This window comes from Comamonas odontotermitis (genome assembly GCF_040396735.1).
GTDB lineage: Bacteria > Pseudomonadota > Gammaproteobacteria > Burkholderiales > Burkholderiaceae_C > Comamonas > Comamonas odontotermitis_C.
This window is the reverse complement of record NZ_JBEBNZ010000015.1, coordinates 20,126-35,978: the sequence shown is the minus strand read 5'-3', so window position 1 is coordinate 35,978 and position 15,853 is coordinate 20,126. Positions and strand designations below refer to the sequence as shown.

The 15,853-nt window shown below is 63.9% G+C and carries 15 protein-coding genes; 7 read left to right on the top strand and 8 right to left on the bottom strand.

What is annotated here, in order from left to right; all coding sequences use genetic code 11:
• The first annotated feature begins 133 nt into the window (after nucleotides 1-133).
• Nucleotides 134-1,225, top strand: coding sequence for a nicotinate-nucleotide--dimethylbenzimidazole phosphoribosyltransferase (cobT, locus tag ACH2DG_RS13865; protein ID WP_395026828.1), 1,092 nt, complete (start codon nucleotides 134-136; stop codon nucleotides 1,223-1,225).
• 81 nt (nucleotides 1,226-1,306) lie between these two features.
• On the opposite strand, the gene nth is transcribed toward cobT, so the two are convergent.
• Entirely contained in the window at nucleotides 1,307-1,960 is a 654-nt protein-coding gene (gene nth, locus ACH2DG_RS13860; protein WP_395026826.1) for an endonuclease III, read from the bottom strand.
• A 208-nt stretch (nucleotides 1,961-2,168) separates the two neighbouring features.
• On the opposite strand from nth, the gene ACH2DG_RS13855 reads away from it, so the two are divergent.
• Nucleotides 2,169-3,623, top strand: coding sequence for an amidase (locus ACH2DG_RS13855; RefSeq protein ID WP_395026825.1), 1,455 nt, complete (start codon nucleotides 2,169-2,171; stop codon nucleotides 3,621-3,623).
• Between the two features lie 61 nt (nucleotides 3,624-3,684).
• Here the strand turns inward: ACH2DG_RS13855 and ACH2DG_RS13850 are convergent, their stop codons facing one another.
• On the bottom strand, nucleotides 3,685-4,731 hold the full coding sequence (locus ACH2DG_RS13850; RefSeq protein ID WP_395026824.1) for a DUF4105 domain-containing protein: 1,047 nt from the start codon (nucleotides 4,729-4,731) through the stop codon (nucleotides 3,685-3,687).
• Nucleotides 4,732-5,026: 295 nt separating this feature from the next.
• Between ACH2DG_RS13850 and ACH2DG_RS13845 the strand changes: the two genes are divergently transcribed.
• From ACH2DG_RS13845 to ACH2DG_RS13835, 3 genes are all read left to right on the top strand, one after another.
• The gene (locus ACH2DG_RS13845; RefSeq protein ID WP_395026823.1) at nucleotides 5,027-6,223 is read left to right on the top strand and encodes a PLP-dependent aminotransferase family protein; all 1,197 of its coding nucleotides are present in this window, start codon (nucleotides 5,027-5,029) and stop codon (nucleotides 6,221-6,223) included.
• Between the two features lie 88 nt (nucleotides 6,224-6,311).
• Nucleotides 6,312-6,533, top strand: coding sequence for a SlyX family protein (locus tag ACH2DG_RS13840; RefSeq protein ID WP_395026822.1), 222 nt, complete (start codon nucleotides 6,312-6,314; stop codon nucleotides 6,531-6,533).
• Nucleotides 6,534-6,765: 232 nt separating this feature from the next.
• A complete protein-coding gene (locus ACH2DG_RS13835) occupies nucleotides 6,766-7,260 on the top strand; it encodes a DUF2721 domain-containing protein (protein WP_395026821.1) in 495 nt (164 codons plus the stop codon).
• A 157-nt stretch (nucleotides 7,261-7,417) separates the two neighbouring features.
• On the opposite strand, the gene ACH2DG_RS13830 is transcribed toward ACH2DG_RS13835, so the two are convergent.
• The 4 genes from ACH2DG_RS13830 to ACH2DG_RS13815 form a co-directional block, all read right to left on the bottom strand.
• Nucleotides 7,418-8,794, bottom strand: a complete 1,377-nt coding sequence (locus tag ACH2DG_RS13830) for a hypothetical protein (protein WP_395026820.1) — start codon at nucleotides 8,792-8,794, stop codon at nucleotides 7,418-7,420.
• Entirely contained in the window at nucleotides 8,791-9,786 is a 996-nt protein-coding gene (locus ACH2DG_RS13825) for an ABC transporter ATP-binding protein (RefSeq protein ID WP_395026818.1), read from the bottom strand. Before ACH2DG_RS13825 ends, ACH2DG_RS13830 begins: the two co-directional genes overlap by 4 nt.
• 103 nt (nucleotides 9,787-9,889) lie before the next feature.
• Complete coding sequence (locus ACH2DG_RS13820; protein ID WP_395026817.1) at nucleotides 9,890-11,086, bottom strand: M20/M25/M40 family metallo-hydrolase; 1,197 nt, start codon at nucleotides 11,084-11,086, stop codon at nucleotides 9,890-9,892.
• Nucleotides 11,087-11,294: 208 nt separating this feature from the next.
• Entirely contained in the window at nucleotides 11,295-12,194 is a 900-nt protein-coding gene (locus ACH2DG_RS13815; protein WP_395026815.1) for an HTH-type transcriptional regulator ArgP, read from the bottom strand.
• Nucleotides 12,195-12,265: 71 nt separating this feature from the next.
• Between ACH2DG_RS13815 and ACH2DG_RS13810 the strand changes: the two genes are divergently transcribed.
• Complete coding sequence (locus ACH2DG_RS13810) at nucleotides 12,266-12,937, top strand: LysE/ArgO family amino acid transporter (protein ID WP_395026813.1); 672 nt, start codon at nucleotides 12,266-12,268, stop codon at nucleotides 12,935-12,937.
• 113 nt (nucleotides 12,938-13,050) lie between these two features.
• Here the strand turns inward: ACH2DG_RS13810 and ACH2DG_RS13805 are convergent, their stop codons facing one another.
• Complete coding sequence (locus tag ACH2DG_RS13805; RefSeq protein ID WP_395026812.1) at nucleotides 13,051-14,118, bottom strand: pirin family protein; 1,068 nt, start codon at nucleotides 14,116-14,118, stop codon at nucleotides 13,051-13,053.
• A gap of 233 nt (nucleotides 14,119-14,351) precedes the next feature.
• Entirely contained in the window at nucleotides 14,352-14,822 is a 471-nt protein-coding gene (locus ACH2DG_RS13800) for an Lrp/AsnC family transcriptional regulator (RefSeq protein WP_395026810.1), read from the bottom strand.
• A 99-nt stretch (nucleotides 14,823-14,921) separates the two neighbouring features.
• Here ACH2DG_RS13800 and ACH2DG_RS13795 point away from each other — a divergent pair, with 99 nt between their 5' ends.
• Nucleotides 14,922-15,839 carry an EamA family transporter gene (locus ACH2DG_RS13795; protein WP_395026809.1) on the top strand — a complete coding sequence of 306 codons (918 nt, stop codon included), beginning with the start codon at nucleotides 14,922-14,924 and terminating at the stop codon, nucleotides 15,837-15,839.
• The last annotated feature ends 14 nt before the right edge of the window (nucleotides 15,840-15,853 follow it).

The following is a 15,853-nucleotide window of genomic DNA, read 5'->3' as shown; positions in this document are numbered from 1 at the left end:
ACCGGTCAGAGCGTTTTCTTTTGGTATGGGCCAGAGGCCCTGCAACGTGTTGCGGGTCGCGCGATACTATGCGCCTCTGGCTTGGATGGCGTGCGCCGCTGCATCCCAAGTCTGGCCCCCCGTATTTCGCACCATGTCTGATATCCGCACGACCGCACCCATCCCCTCCATTTCCTCAATTCACGATGCTGGCCTGCAAAGCCGGGTTCAGCATTTGCTCGATCAGAAGACCAAGCCGGTGGGATCTCTGGGCCAGCTGGAGCAGCTTGCGCTGCGTATCGCCTGCATTTTTGGGGACGAGCAGCCTGTGCTTCAGGCGCCGCAGATGCTGGTGTTTGCGGCCGACCATGGCCTGGCTGCGCGGGGGGTGTCGGCATATCCGGTCGATGTGACCTGGCAGATGGTCGAGAATTTTCTGGCGGGAGGCGCCGCCGTCAGCGTGCTGGCGCGGCACAACGGCATTGCCCTCAACGTGGTGGACTGCGGCGTGGCCAGGGATTTTGTCGTGCGCGAGCAGGATCCGGCGCACAAGCTGCCCGTGCCAGGCGAGCCCCGTCTGTGGCGCCGCAAGATTGCCTACGGTTCTGCTGATTGCAGCGCGGGCCCGGCGATGACGGCAGAGCAATGCGCGATGGCCCTGCGCAACGGCATGGCGCTGGTGCGGCAATTGCCGGGCAATGCACTGCTGCTGGGCGAGATGGGAATCGGCAACACCTCCAGCGCATCGCTGCTGCTGGCGCGTTTGTGCAATGAACCCATCGAGGCGGTGACCGGCGTTGGCACCGGGCTCGATGCGGCAGGCCTTGCGCGCAAGGTGGAGGTGCTGCGCCAGGTGCTGGCCCTGCATGCGGGCGCGCAGGAGCCGCTGGATGTCCTGTGCGCGATGGGCGGGCTGGAGATCGCCACCATGGTGGGCGCCGTGCTGCAGGCTGCCGTGGAGCGCCGTGTGATCGTGGTCGATGGCTTCATCACCACGGCGGCCGTGCTGGTGGCCAGTCGCCTGCAGCCTGCCGTGCTGGAGCGCTGCGTCTACGCCCACCGCTCGGGCGAGCCGGGCCATACGCGCATGCTGGCCCATCTGCAGGCACAGCCGCTGCTCGATTGGCAACTGCGGCTGGGAGAAGGCTCGGGCGCTGCACTGGCTTGGCCGCTGTTGCAATCGGCCTGCACCATCCTGCGCGAGATGGCCAGTTTTGCATCTGCCGGGGTCAGTCAGCAGAGTTGATGAAAAAGAGGCCGCTGGCGCTACATAGCAATGTATTGGCAGTTATTGGTTGGATAGCATCAACCGCTGAGCGCTGAGCGCTCAGCGCTTGCCCGAAGCCGGCGCAGGTGTCTTTGGCGTGAAGTCGCAGTAAGGCGCCACCACGCACTCCCAGCAGCGCGGTTTGCGTGCCTGGCACACATAGCGTCCCAGCAGAATCAGCCAGTGGTGCGAATCGACGGCGTATTCATCGGGTACGCGCTTCATCAGCTGCTTTTCCACTTCCAGCGGGTTCTTGCCGGGTGCCAGGCCCGTGCGGTTGCCGACGCGGAAGATGTGCGTATCGACCGCCATGGTTGGCTGGCCAAATGCCACGTTCAGCACCACATTGGCCGTCTTGCGGCCCACGCCCGGCAGGGCCTCCAGCGCTTCGCGGGTATCGGGTACCTTGCCGCCATGGAGCTGCACCAGCATGCGGCAGGTTTCCATCAGGTGCTTGGCCTTGCTGCGGTACAGGCCGATGGTCTTGATATGACTCTCCAGGCCTTCGAGGCCCAGGTCCAGAATGGCCTGCGGCGTGTTGGCGACGGGAAAGAGCTTGCGCGTGGCCTTGTTCACGCCCACATCGGTGGCCTGGGCTGACAGCAGCACGGCGGTAAGCAGCTCGAACACCGAGGTGTATTCCAGCTCGGTCTGCGGCGAAGGGTTGGCGGCTTTCAGCGTGGCGAAAAACGGTTCGATATCGGCGGTTTTCATGGGGGCAACTTGTTTTGATGCATGTGCTGGCGCAAAGCCCGAGGTGCCCAGGGGCGCCTTTGGCAGGCAAGCGTCTGGCCTTCGCCTGATCTGCATCCTTCGTTGAAGGGTTTGACCGCGATTATCGCCATGCACGGACGCGACAGCGGGCTTGCCGGGGATTTATGCGCGCTGGTTAGTATGGGTGCCAAGCCATCAAGGAGCCGCCATGCCCAACCTGCCCACCCAGATCACCGAACTATCGGGTGTTGCGTTGTCTGCCGCCATCCATGCGCGCCACCTCTCCTGTGTGGATGTGCTGCATGCCTATATGGCGCAGATCGACGCCCTCAACCCGCAGGTCAACGCCATTGTGGCTCTGCAGGACCGCGAAACCCTGCTGACCCAGGCGCAGCGGCTGGATCTGGAGCTGGCCCAGGGGCGCTCGCGCGGGTTGCTGCACGGCATTCCGCAGGCTCCCAAGGACATTCTGCCGGTGCAGGGCATGGTGACAACGCGAGGCTCACCACTGTTTGCAGGCCAGGTGTCCGAGGCCGATGCCATTCACTTCGAGCGCATGCGCGCCAGCGGCGCCGTGTTTGTGGGCCGCACCAATTCACCCGAATTCGGCCTGGGCGGCCATACCTACAACCCGGTGTATGGCGCCACTCGCAACGCCTGGGTACCCACGCGCTCTGCTGGGGGCAGCTCGGGCGGCGCGGCAGTTGCTACCGCCTTGCATATGCTGCCGTTTGCCGATGGCTCGGACATGATGGGCTCGCTGCGCACGCCGGCTGCCTTCAACAACGTGTATGGCTTTCGGCCATCGCTGGGAGCAGTGCCTTACGGCCCGGCTGAGGAACTGTTCCTGCAGCAGTACAGCACCAACGGCCCCATGGCCCGCAATGTGCCCGATCTGGCCCTGCAGATGCAGGTGATGGCAGGCGCCGACACCCGCACCCCGCTGGCGCGCGAGTGGCCTGCGGGTGCTTTTGCGCTGGAAGGTCTGCAGCGCGATTTTCAGGGCGTGCGCATCGGGTGGCTGGGCGACTGGGGCGGTCATCTGGCCATGGAGCCCGGCCTGCTGGCGCAGCAGGAGGCGGCGCTGGAGCACTTTCGCAGCCTGGGGGCGGTGGTGGAGCCGGCCGTGCTCGACTTTGATCTGGAGCAATTGTGGGAGGCCTGGCTCGATCTGCGCAGCTTGCAGGTAGCGGGCGGCAACCTGGCGCTCTACACCGATCCGGCCAAGCGCAGCCTGCTCAAGCCCGAAGCGGTGTGGGAGATCGAGCGTGGAATGCGCCTGTCAGGCATGCGCATCTACGAGGCTGCCAAGGTGCGCAGCAGCTGGTACCTGCAGCTGCACAGCCTTCTGCAGCGCTTTGACTATCTGGCGATGCCCGGCACCCAGGTCTACCCATTCGCGGTGGAGCTGGACTGGCCGCACACGGTGGGCGAGCGCGAGATGGACACCTACCACCGCTGGATGGAAGTGGTGATTGCCGCCACCATGGCGGGCCTGCCCGCGCTTGCCGTGCCTGCCGGCATCAGCGCCCAGGGGTTGCCGGCCGGTATCCAGATTGTGGGAGGCCTGCGGGCAGATTGGCCGGTGCTGCAGCTCGGCCACGCCTATGACCAGGTCAGCGGCTATAGCCAGTTGCGCAGCCCGCTGCTGCAAGGCGTCTGACCCGGCTGTGTGGCCGGACAGGCGCTTGGTTATTGATGGCTATCAAGATTTACACAGTGGATCAGGGCAGGGCGGGCGCCTGCGGCACGCCTTTGCGGATGGCTGCTGAAAAATCCTCGCCGGGCAGGGTTGCCCTGGCGCGGTCATTGATATGGGCTGCGCTGCGCAGCGCCTCGAAATCATGGGGGCGGGCCAGCGCGCCCAGGCTGTCTACATACTGCGGCAGATAGCCGCTGGCCAGCAGGCGCCAATCGAGCGGCAGGCCGGGAACGATGCTGCGCACCATGTCGAACACGATGGTGGTGCAATTGGCAAATACCGTGTGGTAGAACGCAGGCGTCTCCACCAGGGCGTTGGCCTTGTCGACATAGGCGGCAAACAGCGAGCGCATGGCGGCGCGCGGCATCTGAATGCTGTAGAGATAGACTTCTTCGCCGCGCAGGTTGCTGCGCACGCGCAGAATGTCGCGCTCTTCGGCGGCAACCAGGCTCAGCTCGAACTGCTTGAAGAAGCCGCCAATGGCCGAAAACGACTCGCCCGCCTCCTTGCGAATTTCGACCGAGAACGTCAGGTACCTGCGCGGGCCCTTTCCATCGTCAAAGCCAAACGACACCAGGGTGTGCGCAATGGCCGGGCCCATCCAGTACGAGGTGGCCATGTCCACCGATACCAGCTGGTTCAGGTCATAGCTGCGGTCTTCCCAGCGCGGCGTGGCACGGGTGGCGGTCTGCCAGTCAAAGTTGCGGACGTTGTGCAGCGTGGCGATGTCGCCGCTGATGCTGCCGGAGAGCTGTTGCGCCACATCGGGCGCCCAACGGCGGGTGTTCGAGGGGTGGATGGTGCTCCACCATACGAGAATGGCGCCCAGCAGCACGCCGTAGACCAGCAGGCCCTTGGGCACGCGCTGCTGCCACAAAAGATAGATGCTGTAGAGGCCAAAGCCGACCCAGACGCCCAGAATCAGCCCTCGCGCCGAGCCCGATTTGACCGTTTGCGCCAATTGAAACCACAGGGCCCCGCAGGCCCAGACCACACCTGCCAGCATCAGGAGCGAGGCGATCAGCTTGGTGATGGCAAAAAAGAAACCGGCAATCCGCATGTCATTCATGCCCAGGGGGCGTAGGCTTTGTGGCTGCAGAACGGGTGTGCCCGTCCGCAGATTCTGTCTGGCTGCAAGCATAGACGATGCGCGGGTATGCAAAACCCAAGAACCTGTTCAAAACCGCCACCACAGGGGAGCGCAGGCACTGAGCCGGTTGCCTGCCGATGCCAGAGCGACGCCTGTGGGTGGCAAAAAGCTGCAAAATGGCAGAGTTGCCATGTCGCGCACCTCTGGATTTGCGGCACTGGCCACCGGCCCAGGTGCCGGACTGTCCTGTTTTTGATCCTTGAGAGAAAGCTCCATGACACTGCGTTTCGCCTCTCGCCTCGACAATGTCGAGACGTCCGCCATCCGTGAACTGTTCAAGCTGCTGGGCAAGCCCGGCATCATCAGCTTCGCTGGGGGCTTTCCAGATGCCGCCATGTTCGATGTGGATGGCGTGCAGCAGGCGGCGAATGCTGCCTTGAAGGAAGAGCCGGGCGCGGCCTTGCAGTACGGCGCCACCGAGGGCTACCAGCCTTTTCGCGAGCAGATTGCCAGCTTCATGGCTGGCAAGGGCGTGCAGAATCTTGCGCCCGAGCAGTTGATCACCACCACCGGAAGCCAGCAGGCGCTGGATCTGCTGGGCAAGACCATGATCTCGCCTGGCGACAAGGTGATTGTCGAAGGGCCGACCTTTCTCGCCACGATCCAGTGTTTCCGTCTGTACGGCGCTGAAGTCATCAGCGCGCCGATCGATGAGCATGGCGTGATCACGGAAGAGCTGGAGCGGCTGATCGCCCAGCACAAACCCAAGCTGGTGTACCTGGTGCCCACCTTTGGCAACCCCAGCGGTGCATTGCTGAGCCTGGAGCGCCGCAAGCAGGTGCTGGAGATGGCCGTGCGCCACCAGACCCTGGTGGTGGAAGACGATCCCTATGGGGACCTGTACTTTGACGCGCCACCTCCTCCGAGCATGCTGGCGCTCTCCCACACCGTGCCGGGCAGCCGCGAGTATCTTGCGCACTGCGGCAGCATGAGCAAGGTGCTCAGCCCCGGCCTGCGCCTGGGCTGGCTGATCGCCCCGGCCGAGCTGCTGGCCAAATGTGTGATGTGCAAGCAGTTCAGCGATGCGCATACCAGCACCTTCACGCAGGCCACCGCCGCGCAGTACCTCAAGGCGGGCCGCCTGCCAGCCACACTGGCACGCGTGCGTACCACCTACGCGGCGCGCAGCAAGGCCATGGGCGATGCGCTGCGCAGCCACCTGGAGGATGCGGTGCGCTTTGTGCAGCCGCAAGGCGGCATGTTCATCTGGGTGCAACTGACCGGGGCCAACGGTCAGGAGAAGGACGGCAATGCGCTGGCCAAGCGGGCCATCGAGCAAGGTGTGGCCTTTGTGCCCGGCACGCCATTCTTTGCGCAGAACCCCGATCCATCTACCCTGCGCCTGTCCTTTGCCACGGCCGACATCCCCAGGATCGAAGAAGGCATGGCGCGCCTGGCCAAGGCGTTCTGATTTTATAAACACGTTTCGTTCCTGACGCCGGTGTGTGAAGTTTCACACACCGGCGTTATCGTTCCGGAACGCACTTGCAGGATTTGCCATGACCCCTACCGAACAGCTCCAGGCCCGTGTTGAGGCACTGGAGATCAAATCGGCCTACGCCGAAGACCTGCTGGAAGATCTGAACCTGACGATCTACAAGCAGCAGCAACAGATCGACCGCCTGCAGCAAATGCTGCTGGATGTGCAGCAGCGTCTGCCCGAACAGGGTGGCGGCGCCAGTGTGCGCAATCTGCGGGATGAGCTGCCGCCGCACTATTGAGTGCCTCCCACTTTGCCATGAGTCACTGCACTATGCTATCTAATTTGTAGCTAATGGTGCATGCTGGATGAGATTCAGACGCCATTTCTCTCAGTGATTCCAGAGGGCGTCGCTTAGGCACCACTTTAGTGCCCTCTATTTGGCCCGTTTCTTGCGATAGCTGAGACAGGTATTGCCTTGATCTATAAAATTGTTTGGCAATACTGGTTTTCCCTAGGTTTTTATCGCAACCATGGCCATCGACGTCAGCAATATCACCCACAGCATCCAGCTTGCTGTGGCTCCTGTTTTCTTTTTGACCGGCGTGGCCGGAATGATCGGTGCGGTGGCCGGGCGGCTGGCGCGCATCATCGACCGTGGCCGTGTGCTCGAAGACCGCATGAGCGCCTCCAAGGATGCGGATTACATCCAGCGCTCCATGCTGGAGCTGGGCTTCCTGCGCCGGCGCGGGCGCCTGGCCAATGTCTGCATCGGTCTGCTCACGGGGTGTGGCGCGCTGATTGCGCTGACCATCATCCTGCTGTTCATCGGCCAGACGGCGGCGGCGGAAATCGATGCGCGGGCCTGGTCGATGGCGGCGATGATCAGCTTTGGCCTCGGGGTGGTGAGCTTTGTGTCGGCGCTGTGCTGCTTCATGATCGAGACCATGATGGCAACCCGGCTGTTGAACTTTCATCCACTGCGGCAGGCAGCCAAGGCCGAAGAGAGCCGATCTTCGGCGTTCTGATGCATTGGGTGGTGCATTAGGGTATTTGCTGGCAGATACGCAGCTTCAGGCCATTGCAAGGTGGGCACCGAGCCTGCTTTGCGCAAAAAAACCTGATGTGCCGGACTGGACGGAGGCCAGGCGCAGTCCTTGCCTGTGCCATGGTGACTCCTGGCGCTCAACGGCCGGTTGCCTGTAGCGGCCACTGCGTGCCCTGCGCTGTGGGGGCGAGCTGTCGAAAGCGCCACAGGATGGCCGCAGCCACGGCCACCAACTGCACCAGCATGCCGATCCAGGCCAGCCAGCCCAGGGCGGGGGCATTGGTCATGGTGTGGCGCAGCGGAGCGGCCAAGGCTCCAAACAAGGGCTCGAACAGCGGGGCAAGGCCGGTGGACCAGAGCATGGCGGGCAGGATGCCTCCCAGCACCAGCAATACCAGCATCGTCATGCCCAGCGGGGAACGGTAGCTGTTGCGCAGCGCAAAGAACAGATGGATGCCGCAGTCGCGCAGCACGTGCAGCAATACCATCAGCACAAAGGGGCCGAGGTGGTCGCGTGCCGCCAGGGGGTCTGCATTCCACAGGATATAGGCGGGCAGCACTACCGCAAAAGCCATGCACCAGCTCACGGGCCACAGAGGCAGGCTTTGCAAGACCCGCCGCCACCGGCCATGACGTGCGTTGTAGAGCACGCTGCGCCAGCGCTGGGCCACCTGGTTCTCCAGGGCCGCAGCATAGTAGGTGGCGAGCACCAGCAAAGCGATAGCGCCAAGCACGCGGGCCGTGTTGTCTGGTACCAGGCCGAGCAGCAGCACACAGGCGGCCGCATTGCCCAGCGCCCACGCCCACGGCGTGGTGGGCACCGACAGTTGCATGGCCATGGCGCGCCACAGCGCCAGCAGGCCCAGCAGCAGGGCGAGTGCCGCGAAAAACAGCGCCAGCCGAGGGGCTGCCACCGGCATGCCCCACCAGCGCACCGCGTCCCGATTGCCGAGCAGGCTGTCGAGTCCGACGACCAGGCCGCCAACCATCTGCACCAGAAAGAACACGATGATCACCAGCCCCCAGGTGCTGCGACTGCCTGCAGGTTTGGCCGGGTCCATGCCATACAGCCGGCTGGCCATCAATGCGCAGTGCAGCGCACCCACACCCAGCACGCACAGCAGTACGGTCTGTAGTGTGTGGCCGGTACGCCCTAGCAGCACGCCGCTCGCAAAGGCTGCCGCCGCACACAGCAGCGCGCCATACCAGGCATAGCTCGGGCCTCCCAGCAATTTTCCCCATGCCATGCGCCATGGGCCCATGGCGCTCATGCGCTGCTGGTCCCAGGTGCGTTCGTTCACCTCGTCATTGATGCTGGAGAGGGCCGTGAATGTACCCACACAGGCGGCGAGCAGGCCCATGACGACCAGCGCACCCTGGTGCAGGTAGAGCAGCGGCTCCTGCTGCTCGATCATGAAGACGCAGACCGCCATCAGCAGCAGGATGGCGGGCATCAGCACCAGACGCGACGGGGTCAGTTCCAGCGTGAGCTGGCGACGCAGTTCCGGGTTCATTCCGGCTCCTTGGCAAAAAGATCGACAGGCGCGCCAGGGATGGGGGCGGTACCCATCTGCAGGCTCTGCTGGTAACGTTCCTGCAGGCTGGTGCGGGCCGGGTGGTAGCTCAGCACCTGGGCCCCATGGGCGACCAGTTGTTGCAGCAGTTGCACGCGTGCGGCGTCGCTGTTGGCGGGCAGGGCAATCCAGAGCGCATGGCTCGCCTCGCCAGTGGCGCGCATGTCCACGAGCCGGTAGCCATTCAGGGCCATACTGCTGTTTGCCAATGGTGCAGCCAGCTCGACCTGCATCACCAGTTCGCCCGACTGCGTGCCGGTGCCGCTGGTGTGCGGGGCCGCATTCAGCGCCTCATGGCTGGTGATGCGGCCTTCCCGGATCGACAGGATGTGTGTGCAGTATTCGTCCAACTCGCTCAGGATATGGCTGGAAACCACCAGGGTCATGCCCTGGGCGTGCAACTGGCGAAAGAGGGCCGAGAGGCTGCTGCGCGCCTCCGGATCGAGCCCGCTGGCGGGCTCGTCTAGCAGCAGCACCTGCGGCTGGTGGATGATGGCCTGGCCGATGGCCACGCGCTGGCGCTGGCCGCGAGAGAGGTTGCGCGCTGCATTGCCGAGCTTGTCGGTCAGTGCCAACTGGCGGGCTACGGCCTGCACGCGCTGAGCGGCGGCCTGGCGGCTCAGTCCCTGGCTTTCTGCCGCGTACTGCAGGCACTGGGCAACGGACAAGGCCTCGTACAGGCCGAAGAAATCGGACAGATAGCCCATGTGCTGGTGGGCGTGGCGCGGGTTTTCCTGCACATCCACTTCAGCCACACGCACGCTGCCCGCGAGCGGTGATTCCAGCCCGGCCATGCAGCGCAACAGGGTGGATTTGCCCGCGCCATTGGGGCCGACGAGCGCTGTGACCGTTCCCGCGGCAATCTGCAGGCTGATGCCATGTAATGCCCGGTGGCCGGGGTAGTCAACGATCAGGTTCTGTACCTCAATCATGGTGCCTGTTCTGCAAAAAATTCCAATGCTGTCCAATGCATGGCAGGTGGCGCGCTCCAGGCGCATTCCTGTGCGCGGGCCTGCCTTGCTTGAGCTATGCAATTTAGCGCAAAAAATCACCGGCCTGGGGCACAACGCCCTGGCCGGGGTCTGCCGGGTCGGCCAGGGCCACGGCCAGCACGGCGTTCACCGCCTGTGCCATGCGGCGGTAATCGAGTTTGTCCCAGGTGTCCGTGCTGCGGTGGTAGTGCGGGTTGCGCATGAACGAGGTGTCCGTCACCATCAGCGCGGGGTAGCCAAGGCGCCAATAATTCTGATGGTCGGAGTAGTCGATGCCGCGCAGCGACGCAGGCGCGCTGAGTGCGCGCATGGGCAGCGGCGCGGTGCCAGCGGCGTCGATCTGTGCGCCACCCAGCAGTTGGGCATAGGTTTCGCGCGTTGCTGCAAAGTGGCCCAACTGCCCGATCAGCGCCAGAAAATTGCCCGCGCTGGGGTAGATGGCCGTCATGCCCGGTACCGGGTAACGCTGGCTCGCAGGTCGGTCGTCAAAATAGCCAATCATTTCCAGCGACAGCATCATGCGCAGCGGCTGGCCTGCATAGGCCAGCGCGGCTGCGTGCTGGTAGCTCCCCATTTGCGGAGTGCGGAACTGGGGCGGCTCCTCCAGCGTATAAGCCACCAGTTCGACAGGCTGACTGGGCGGGTGCGCGACCAGCATGCGGGCCAGCTCCAGCAACCCCGCTACGCCGCTTGCATTGTCGTCTGCGCCGGGTGTGTGGCTGTGGGCATCTGGGGCAGAGCCTGCTGCGGCACCATTGGTGCGCACTGCGTCGTAATGCGCACCAATCACCAGCAGGGGGGCGTCGCTCCCTGGCTGGCCCTTTTGCGGGCCCAGGCGCAGCACGATGTTGTGATAGCGTGCCTGTCCGTCCACCAGTACGGGTTGGCGTGAAGGCGTGGTGCCCAGGGCTTTCAACTGGTCATGGATATAGCTGGCCGCCATGTCCAGTTGCGCGGGCTGGTCAAAGCTGCGGCCGGGAAAGTTCTCGCTCAGCGCCTGGACATGCGCTTGCAGACGCTGTGCCGAGGCGCCCCCTGTACCGCGCAGTGGCTGTGCAGCCATGGGCAGGGCACTGGCCGTCACACCCGGGTAGGTCAGCAGCCACCACGCGGCGGCTGCCGCCATTGCCAGCAGAACCAAGGCAATCAGGCACAAACGCAGCAGGCGCTTAAGCAGGCTGCGCTTGCGGCGGGGCAGCACCGCCAGGGATAGAGGCGTGAAATCGGTGGATAAGGCCATGGCATGCAGTGTGTTGCAGGGGCCGCTGGGCATGCCGCCGTGGGGGCGGCATCCTTCTCTCGCTCAGCCTGGCGCTGCCCCTCGAGGATTGTGGATGTTTTTATTCCCGCAATGATAGGAGTGCTTGCTGCGGTTTACCAGAGTTTTGCGTCAGGCGGTCAAAGGCAGTGCGGCATAGTTGCTACAGTTTCGATACTGCCGCTGCTGTTCAGGCGGGCGTCAACACTTCTGCTGCCGCCCGCATGACGCAGTCGGTCAGCCGCGCAAGGCTCGTTTGCGCGCTGCGCGGCAAGGCCCAGAACAGGGGCACATCCAGCGGCGTGCCTGCAATCAGGGGCACAAGGCGGCCGCGCGCCAACTGCTCGTCAATCAGCACCTCCGGATGCATGCCCCAGCCCATGCCGATCTCGCAGGCGCGCACGTAGCCATAGTTGGACGGCAGAAAATGGCGCGGCCCGCTGTTGCGCGAGGCCAGGCCGTGGGCCTGCATCCACTGGTCCTGCAGGCGATCCTTGCGGTCGAACGTCATGATCGGGGCCCGGGCCAGCGCCTCTGCGGTCACCCCGTCTGCAAAGTAGCGTGCCACAAAGCCGGGGCTGGCAGCGGCAACATAGCGCATGGTTCCCAGTGGCCAGCTGTTGCAACCGGGGATCTGGCTACTGGTGCCGGTGACCGCACCAATCACGGCGCCCTCGCGCAGGGCCTGCGCCGTGTGGTCCTGGTCATCGATGCGCAGATCGAGCAGTTCATTGCCGTCCGCAGTGAATTCTGCCATCGCGTCCATGAACCAGGTGGAGAGCGAATCGGCATTCACCGCCAGCTTGAGCGTGGGTGCCACCGGCGCCTCGGGCAGCAGATCGGGGTTGCTGCGGCGCAGCTCGTTTTCCAGCAACGCCACCTGCTCCAGATGCAGGCATAGGCGCCGCCCCGCCTCGGTGCCGGTGCAGGGGTTGCCGCGCTGCACCAGCACCTGGCCGGTGCGCTCTTCGAGCTGCTTGACGCGCTGCGACACCGCCGAGGGCGTGACATGCAGTTTCTTGGCGGCGCGCTCAAAGCTGCCTTCGCGCACCACGGCGGCAAGGGCTGCCAATCCCAGGTAGTCCAGCATTTAGCATCACTTCATATGATTCAGATTATTTAATTTTACTTAATTATTGCGGCAGCGCACAATCGCCGCCTATGTGGACTACAACAATGACTTCTACCTGGCTGGCAGGCTTTACCGTCTGTCTGTCCCTCATCGTGTCAATCGGCGCGCAGAACCTGTACGTGCTGCGCCAGGCCGTCAATGGTCAGCACATCCGAGCCTGCGTGGCCTGGTGCGTGCTGGCCGATGCCCTGCTGATCGGTATCGGTGTGGCTGGCATGGCGCAGGTGCTGGGCGATTCACCCAAGCTGGCCTATTACCTCACCCTGGGTGGCGCGGTCTTTCTGCTCGCCTATGGCCTGATGGCGCTGTGGCGCATGGTGACGGCGCCTGATGCTTCTTTGGGCGCAAACGCCGATGGCGGCGCTGCCCAGAAGACCACGGCCGCAGCCCGCCGCAGCCTCTGGAGCGTGTTGGGCGCGCTGGTGGTCATCACCTTGTTCAACCCGCACGTATACCTGGACACGGTGGTGCTGGTCGGCTCCATCGGCGCACGCCAGGACGGCATGCTCAAATGGGTGTTTGTACTGGGAGCAGCCTGTGCCAGCCTTACCTGGTTCGTCACCCTGGCACATGCGGGCAAACGCATGCAGAAGCTGTTTGCCAATCCGCTTTCCTGGCGCATTCTTGACGGGCTGACCGGCGTGATGATGCTGACCCTGGCTTGGTGGGTGTATGGCGGACTGGATCAGATCGCTGCATAGCTCGCGATCTTGATAAAAGCCAATTTTGACCTGTCGCCACTGCACTGGTTTCCAGGAAAAAAGAACCCGCCAATGGCGGGTTCTTTTGTTTTCTTCTCGGCCGTCGCGGCTCTTCAAACCTGCGGCGTTTCCACCCGGCCATCGGGATGCTGGGCAAACCGGCCCCTGGTGCCATGGGTGTGGGCATGGCTGGGCCAGGGCCAGCCGCCAAACTGGGTGCGCTGAAAATCATGCACCGCCTGAACGACCTCCTGCTGGGTGTTCATCACAATCGGGCCGTGAGATGCCACGGGCTCGCCAATGGGCTTGCCTTGCAGCATCAGCACTTCGACCACTTCGTTGCCGTCGTTGCGCAGCGGTGCAGGGCGATCGGGCAGCACTTCCACCATTACCGGCTGGTGAAAGCGCTGGCCGTCCACCGTCAAGGTCGAGCCTGTTGTCAGATAGAGTGCGCGGCGCGCCTGGCTGCTGGCGGCGGGCAGCACCAGGCTGGCGCCGGGCTCCAGGCGGATGATCCAGATCGCCACATCGGCCCCCGGCTCGCTGGCCCATGAATGGGTGGGCGGTGCCAGCGCCCTCGCCTGCGTCGGGCGGTCGCCAGCGCCTGAGTGAACGGGTACGTAATCGCCCGCGATCACTTCCACCTCGCTTTGGCGGCCCTGGGCATCGGATTGCCGCACATGCGGAATGTCATGCGCCCAGAACATGGTGAAATCGGGCGGCGCCATCTTGTTCTTGGCAGGCAGGTTCAGCCAGATCTGGAACAGATCGAGCGTGTTGTCCTTGTCCTCGTGCACCAGGGGAAACATCTCTCCATGCTGCACACCCGAGCCGGTGGTGAGCCACTGCACATCACCTTCGCCATAGCGGGCGGTGGCGCCCAGGGAGTCTGCATGGTCCACCAGGCCCTTGCGCACGATGGTGACCGTCTCGAACCCCCGGTGCGGGTGCGCAGGAAAGCCCGGCACCTGCTCGCCGTGGTACATGCTGAATCCGTCCTTGCCGCTGAAATCCATGCCGATCTCGCGGCCTTGCAGCAACGCCTGCCCGGGACCCAACTGGCCATTGCCTGCGGGATAGCGGTCCTGGTGGTACATGCCGAAGATGAACGGATCGATGCCCGGCAGGCGCTGGTCCAAGGCCTGGGCGCTGAGGATGATGGTGGGGTGGTTGTCTTGCATGGCGCGTCCTCTTGAAGAGAGCGCAGGAGGCTTCTGCCCGCCTGCTACAGATAGCAAGTAGATGGTGGTGAGAAGGCCAAATGCAATGCCTGGCAGGGTGCGGGCGAAAGCTGCCGCCTTGGGAAAAAAGCTTGCGAATAGACCTCTTGATGGGGCCTCGGTGCTCAGCTGATCAGCCTGATTCGCTATGTTTTGAATAGCAGATTCAAGCGCCGGATACAGGCCAGGCCGGCTCAACCGGGCAGTGGCATCTGCAGGCTGCGTTTCAAGGTGGCCAGGGCGATGGAGGTTGTGAAGCGCTGGATGTTCTGGTCGCCGCCGAACAGCCGCTGGGTGATGGCCTGGTACTCCTGCATATCGGCGGCCGTGACGACGAGCAGGTAATCCGTGTGTCCTGTGGTGCTGTAGCACTGCTGCACGGCGGGCTCGGCCGCCACGCGGGCACGAAATCCGGCGGTCAGCGCATCGAGCTCATTGACCAGTTGCACTTCGATCAGAATCGTCAGCGGCCGGCCGACGGCTTCGGGGTTGAGCTGGGCGGTATTGGCCGCGATCACACCGCTGTCCTGCAGGCGGCGAATGCGCCGCTGCACGGCGGCGGGCGACAGATGCACCCGTTCGGCAATTTCGCGTTGCGGGGTGAGGTTGTTCCTTTGCAGAATGGCCAGGATGGCCCAGTCAAAGGGGTCGAGATCGGCTTTCATCGGCGAGGTTCACATTGCCAGGGCGGACAGAGTGGAAGTTGCATGTTGTAGTGCAATTTTGCGCAATTTACTTGGCAGCTTCGCAATATTATCTCGTCCATGCAAAATTCCTTGGGGCAGCGCGTGCTGCCATCGGTGGCGGTTCTGGCTTCGGTCACATCTCTGTGCCTGGGCACCAGCTTTGCCAAGCACTTGTTCCCTGTCGTTGGTGCGCAGGGCACCACGGCGCTGCGGGTGGGGTTTTCGGCGCTGCTGCTGCTGGCCATCTGGCGCCCATGGCGGTTTGGGCCAAACCGTGCCCATCTGCGGCAGATCGCCATCTTCGGCGCAGTGCTGGGCTTGATGAACCTGCTGTTCTACATGGCGATCAAGCGCCTGCCGTTCGGAGTGACGGTGGCGATCGAGTTCATCGGGCCGCTGTCCGTGGCCGTGCTCACATCGCGGCGCTGGCTGGACTTTGTCTGGCTGGGGCTGGCGGCCACGGGGTTGTTCATGCTGCTGATCCTGCCGATGTTCGGCGTGCAGGTGGGGCAGCTCGATCCGCTGGGTCTGCTGTATGCCGGCATTGCCGCCGCCTGCTGGGCCGGCTACATCGTGCTGGGCAAGCGGGCCGGCCATATGCATGGCGGCATGGTGGTGTCGCTGGGGCTGTTGGCCGCTGCATTCGTGGTGGTGCCGTTCGGCATTGCCGAGGCGGGCGCCAAGCTTCTGAGCCCTTCGATCCTGCTGTACGGGCTGGCTGTGGCCGCCGTGTCGAGTGCGGTCCCGTATTCGCTCGAAATGTTTGCCTTGAAGCGGCTGTCACCCGGTACGTTCTCGACCATGCTGGCCACAGAACCTGCCATTGCGGCGATTGCCGGCATGCTGGTGCTCGGGGAACATCTGAGTCCGGTCCAGTGGTCGGCTATCGGCGCCATCATGGTGGCGGCCATGGGCAGCGCGCTCACATCAAGGCCAGCACCTGCCACAGCACCCGTGCCGCAGAAGGCTGCAGGAGATGCGCAGGCTGTCGTCTGATGGGGCTTCTTGCC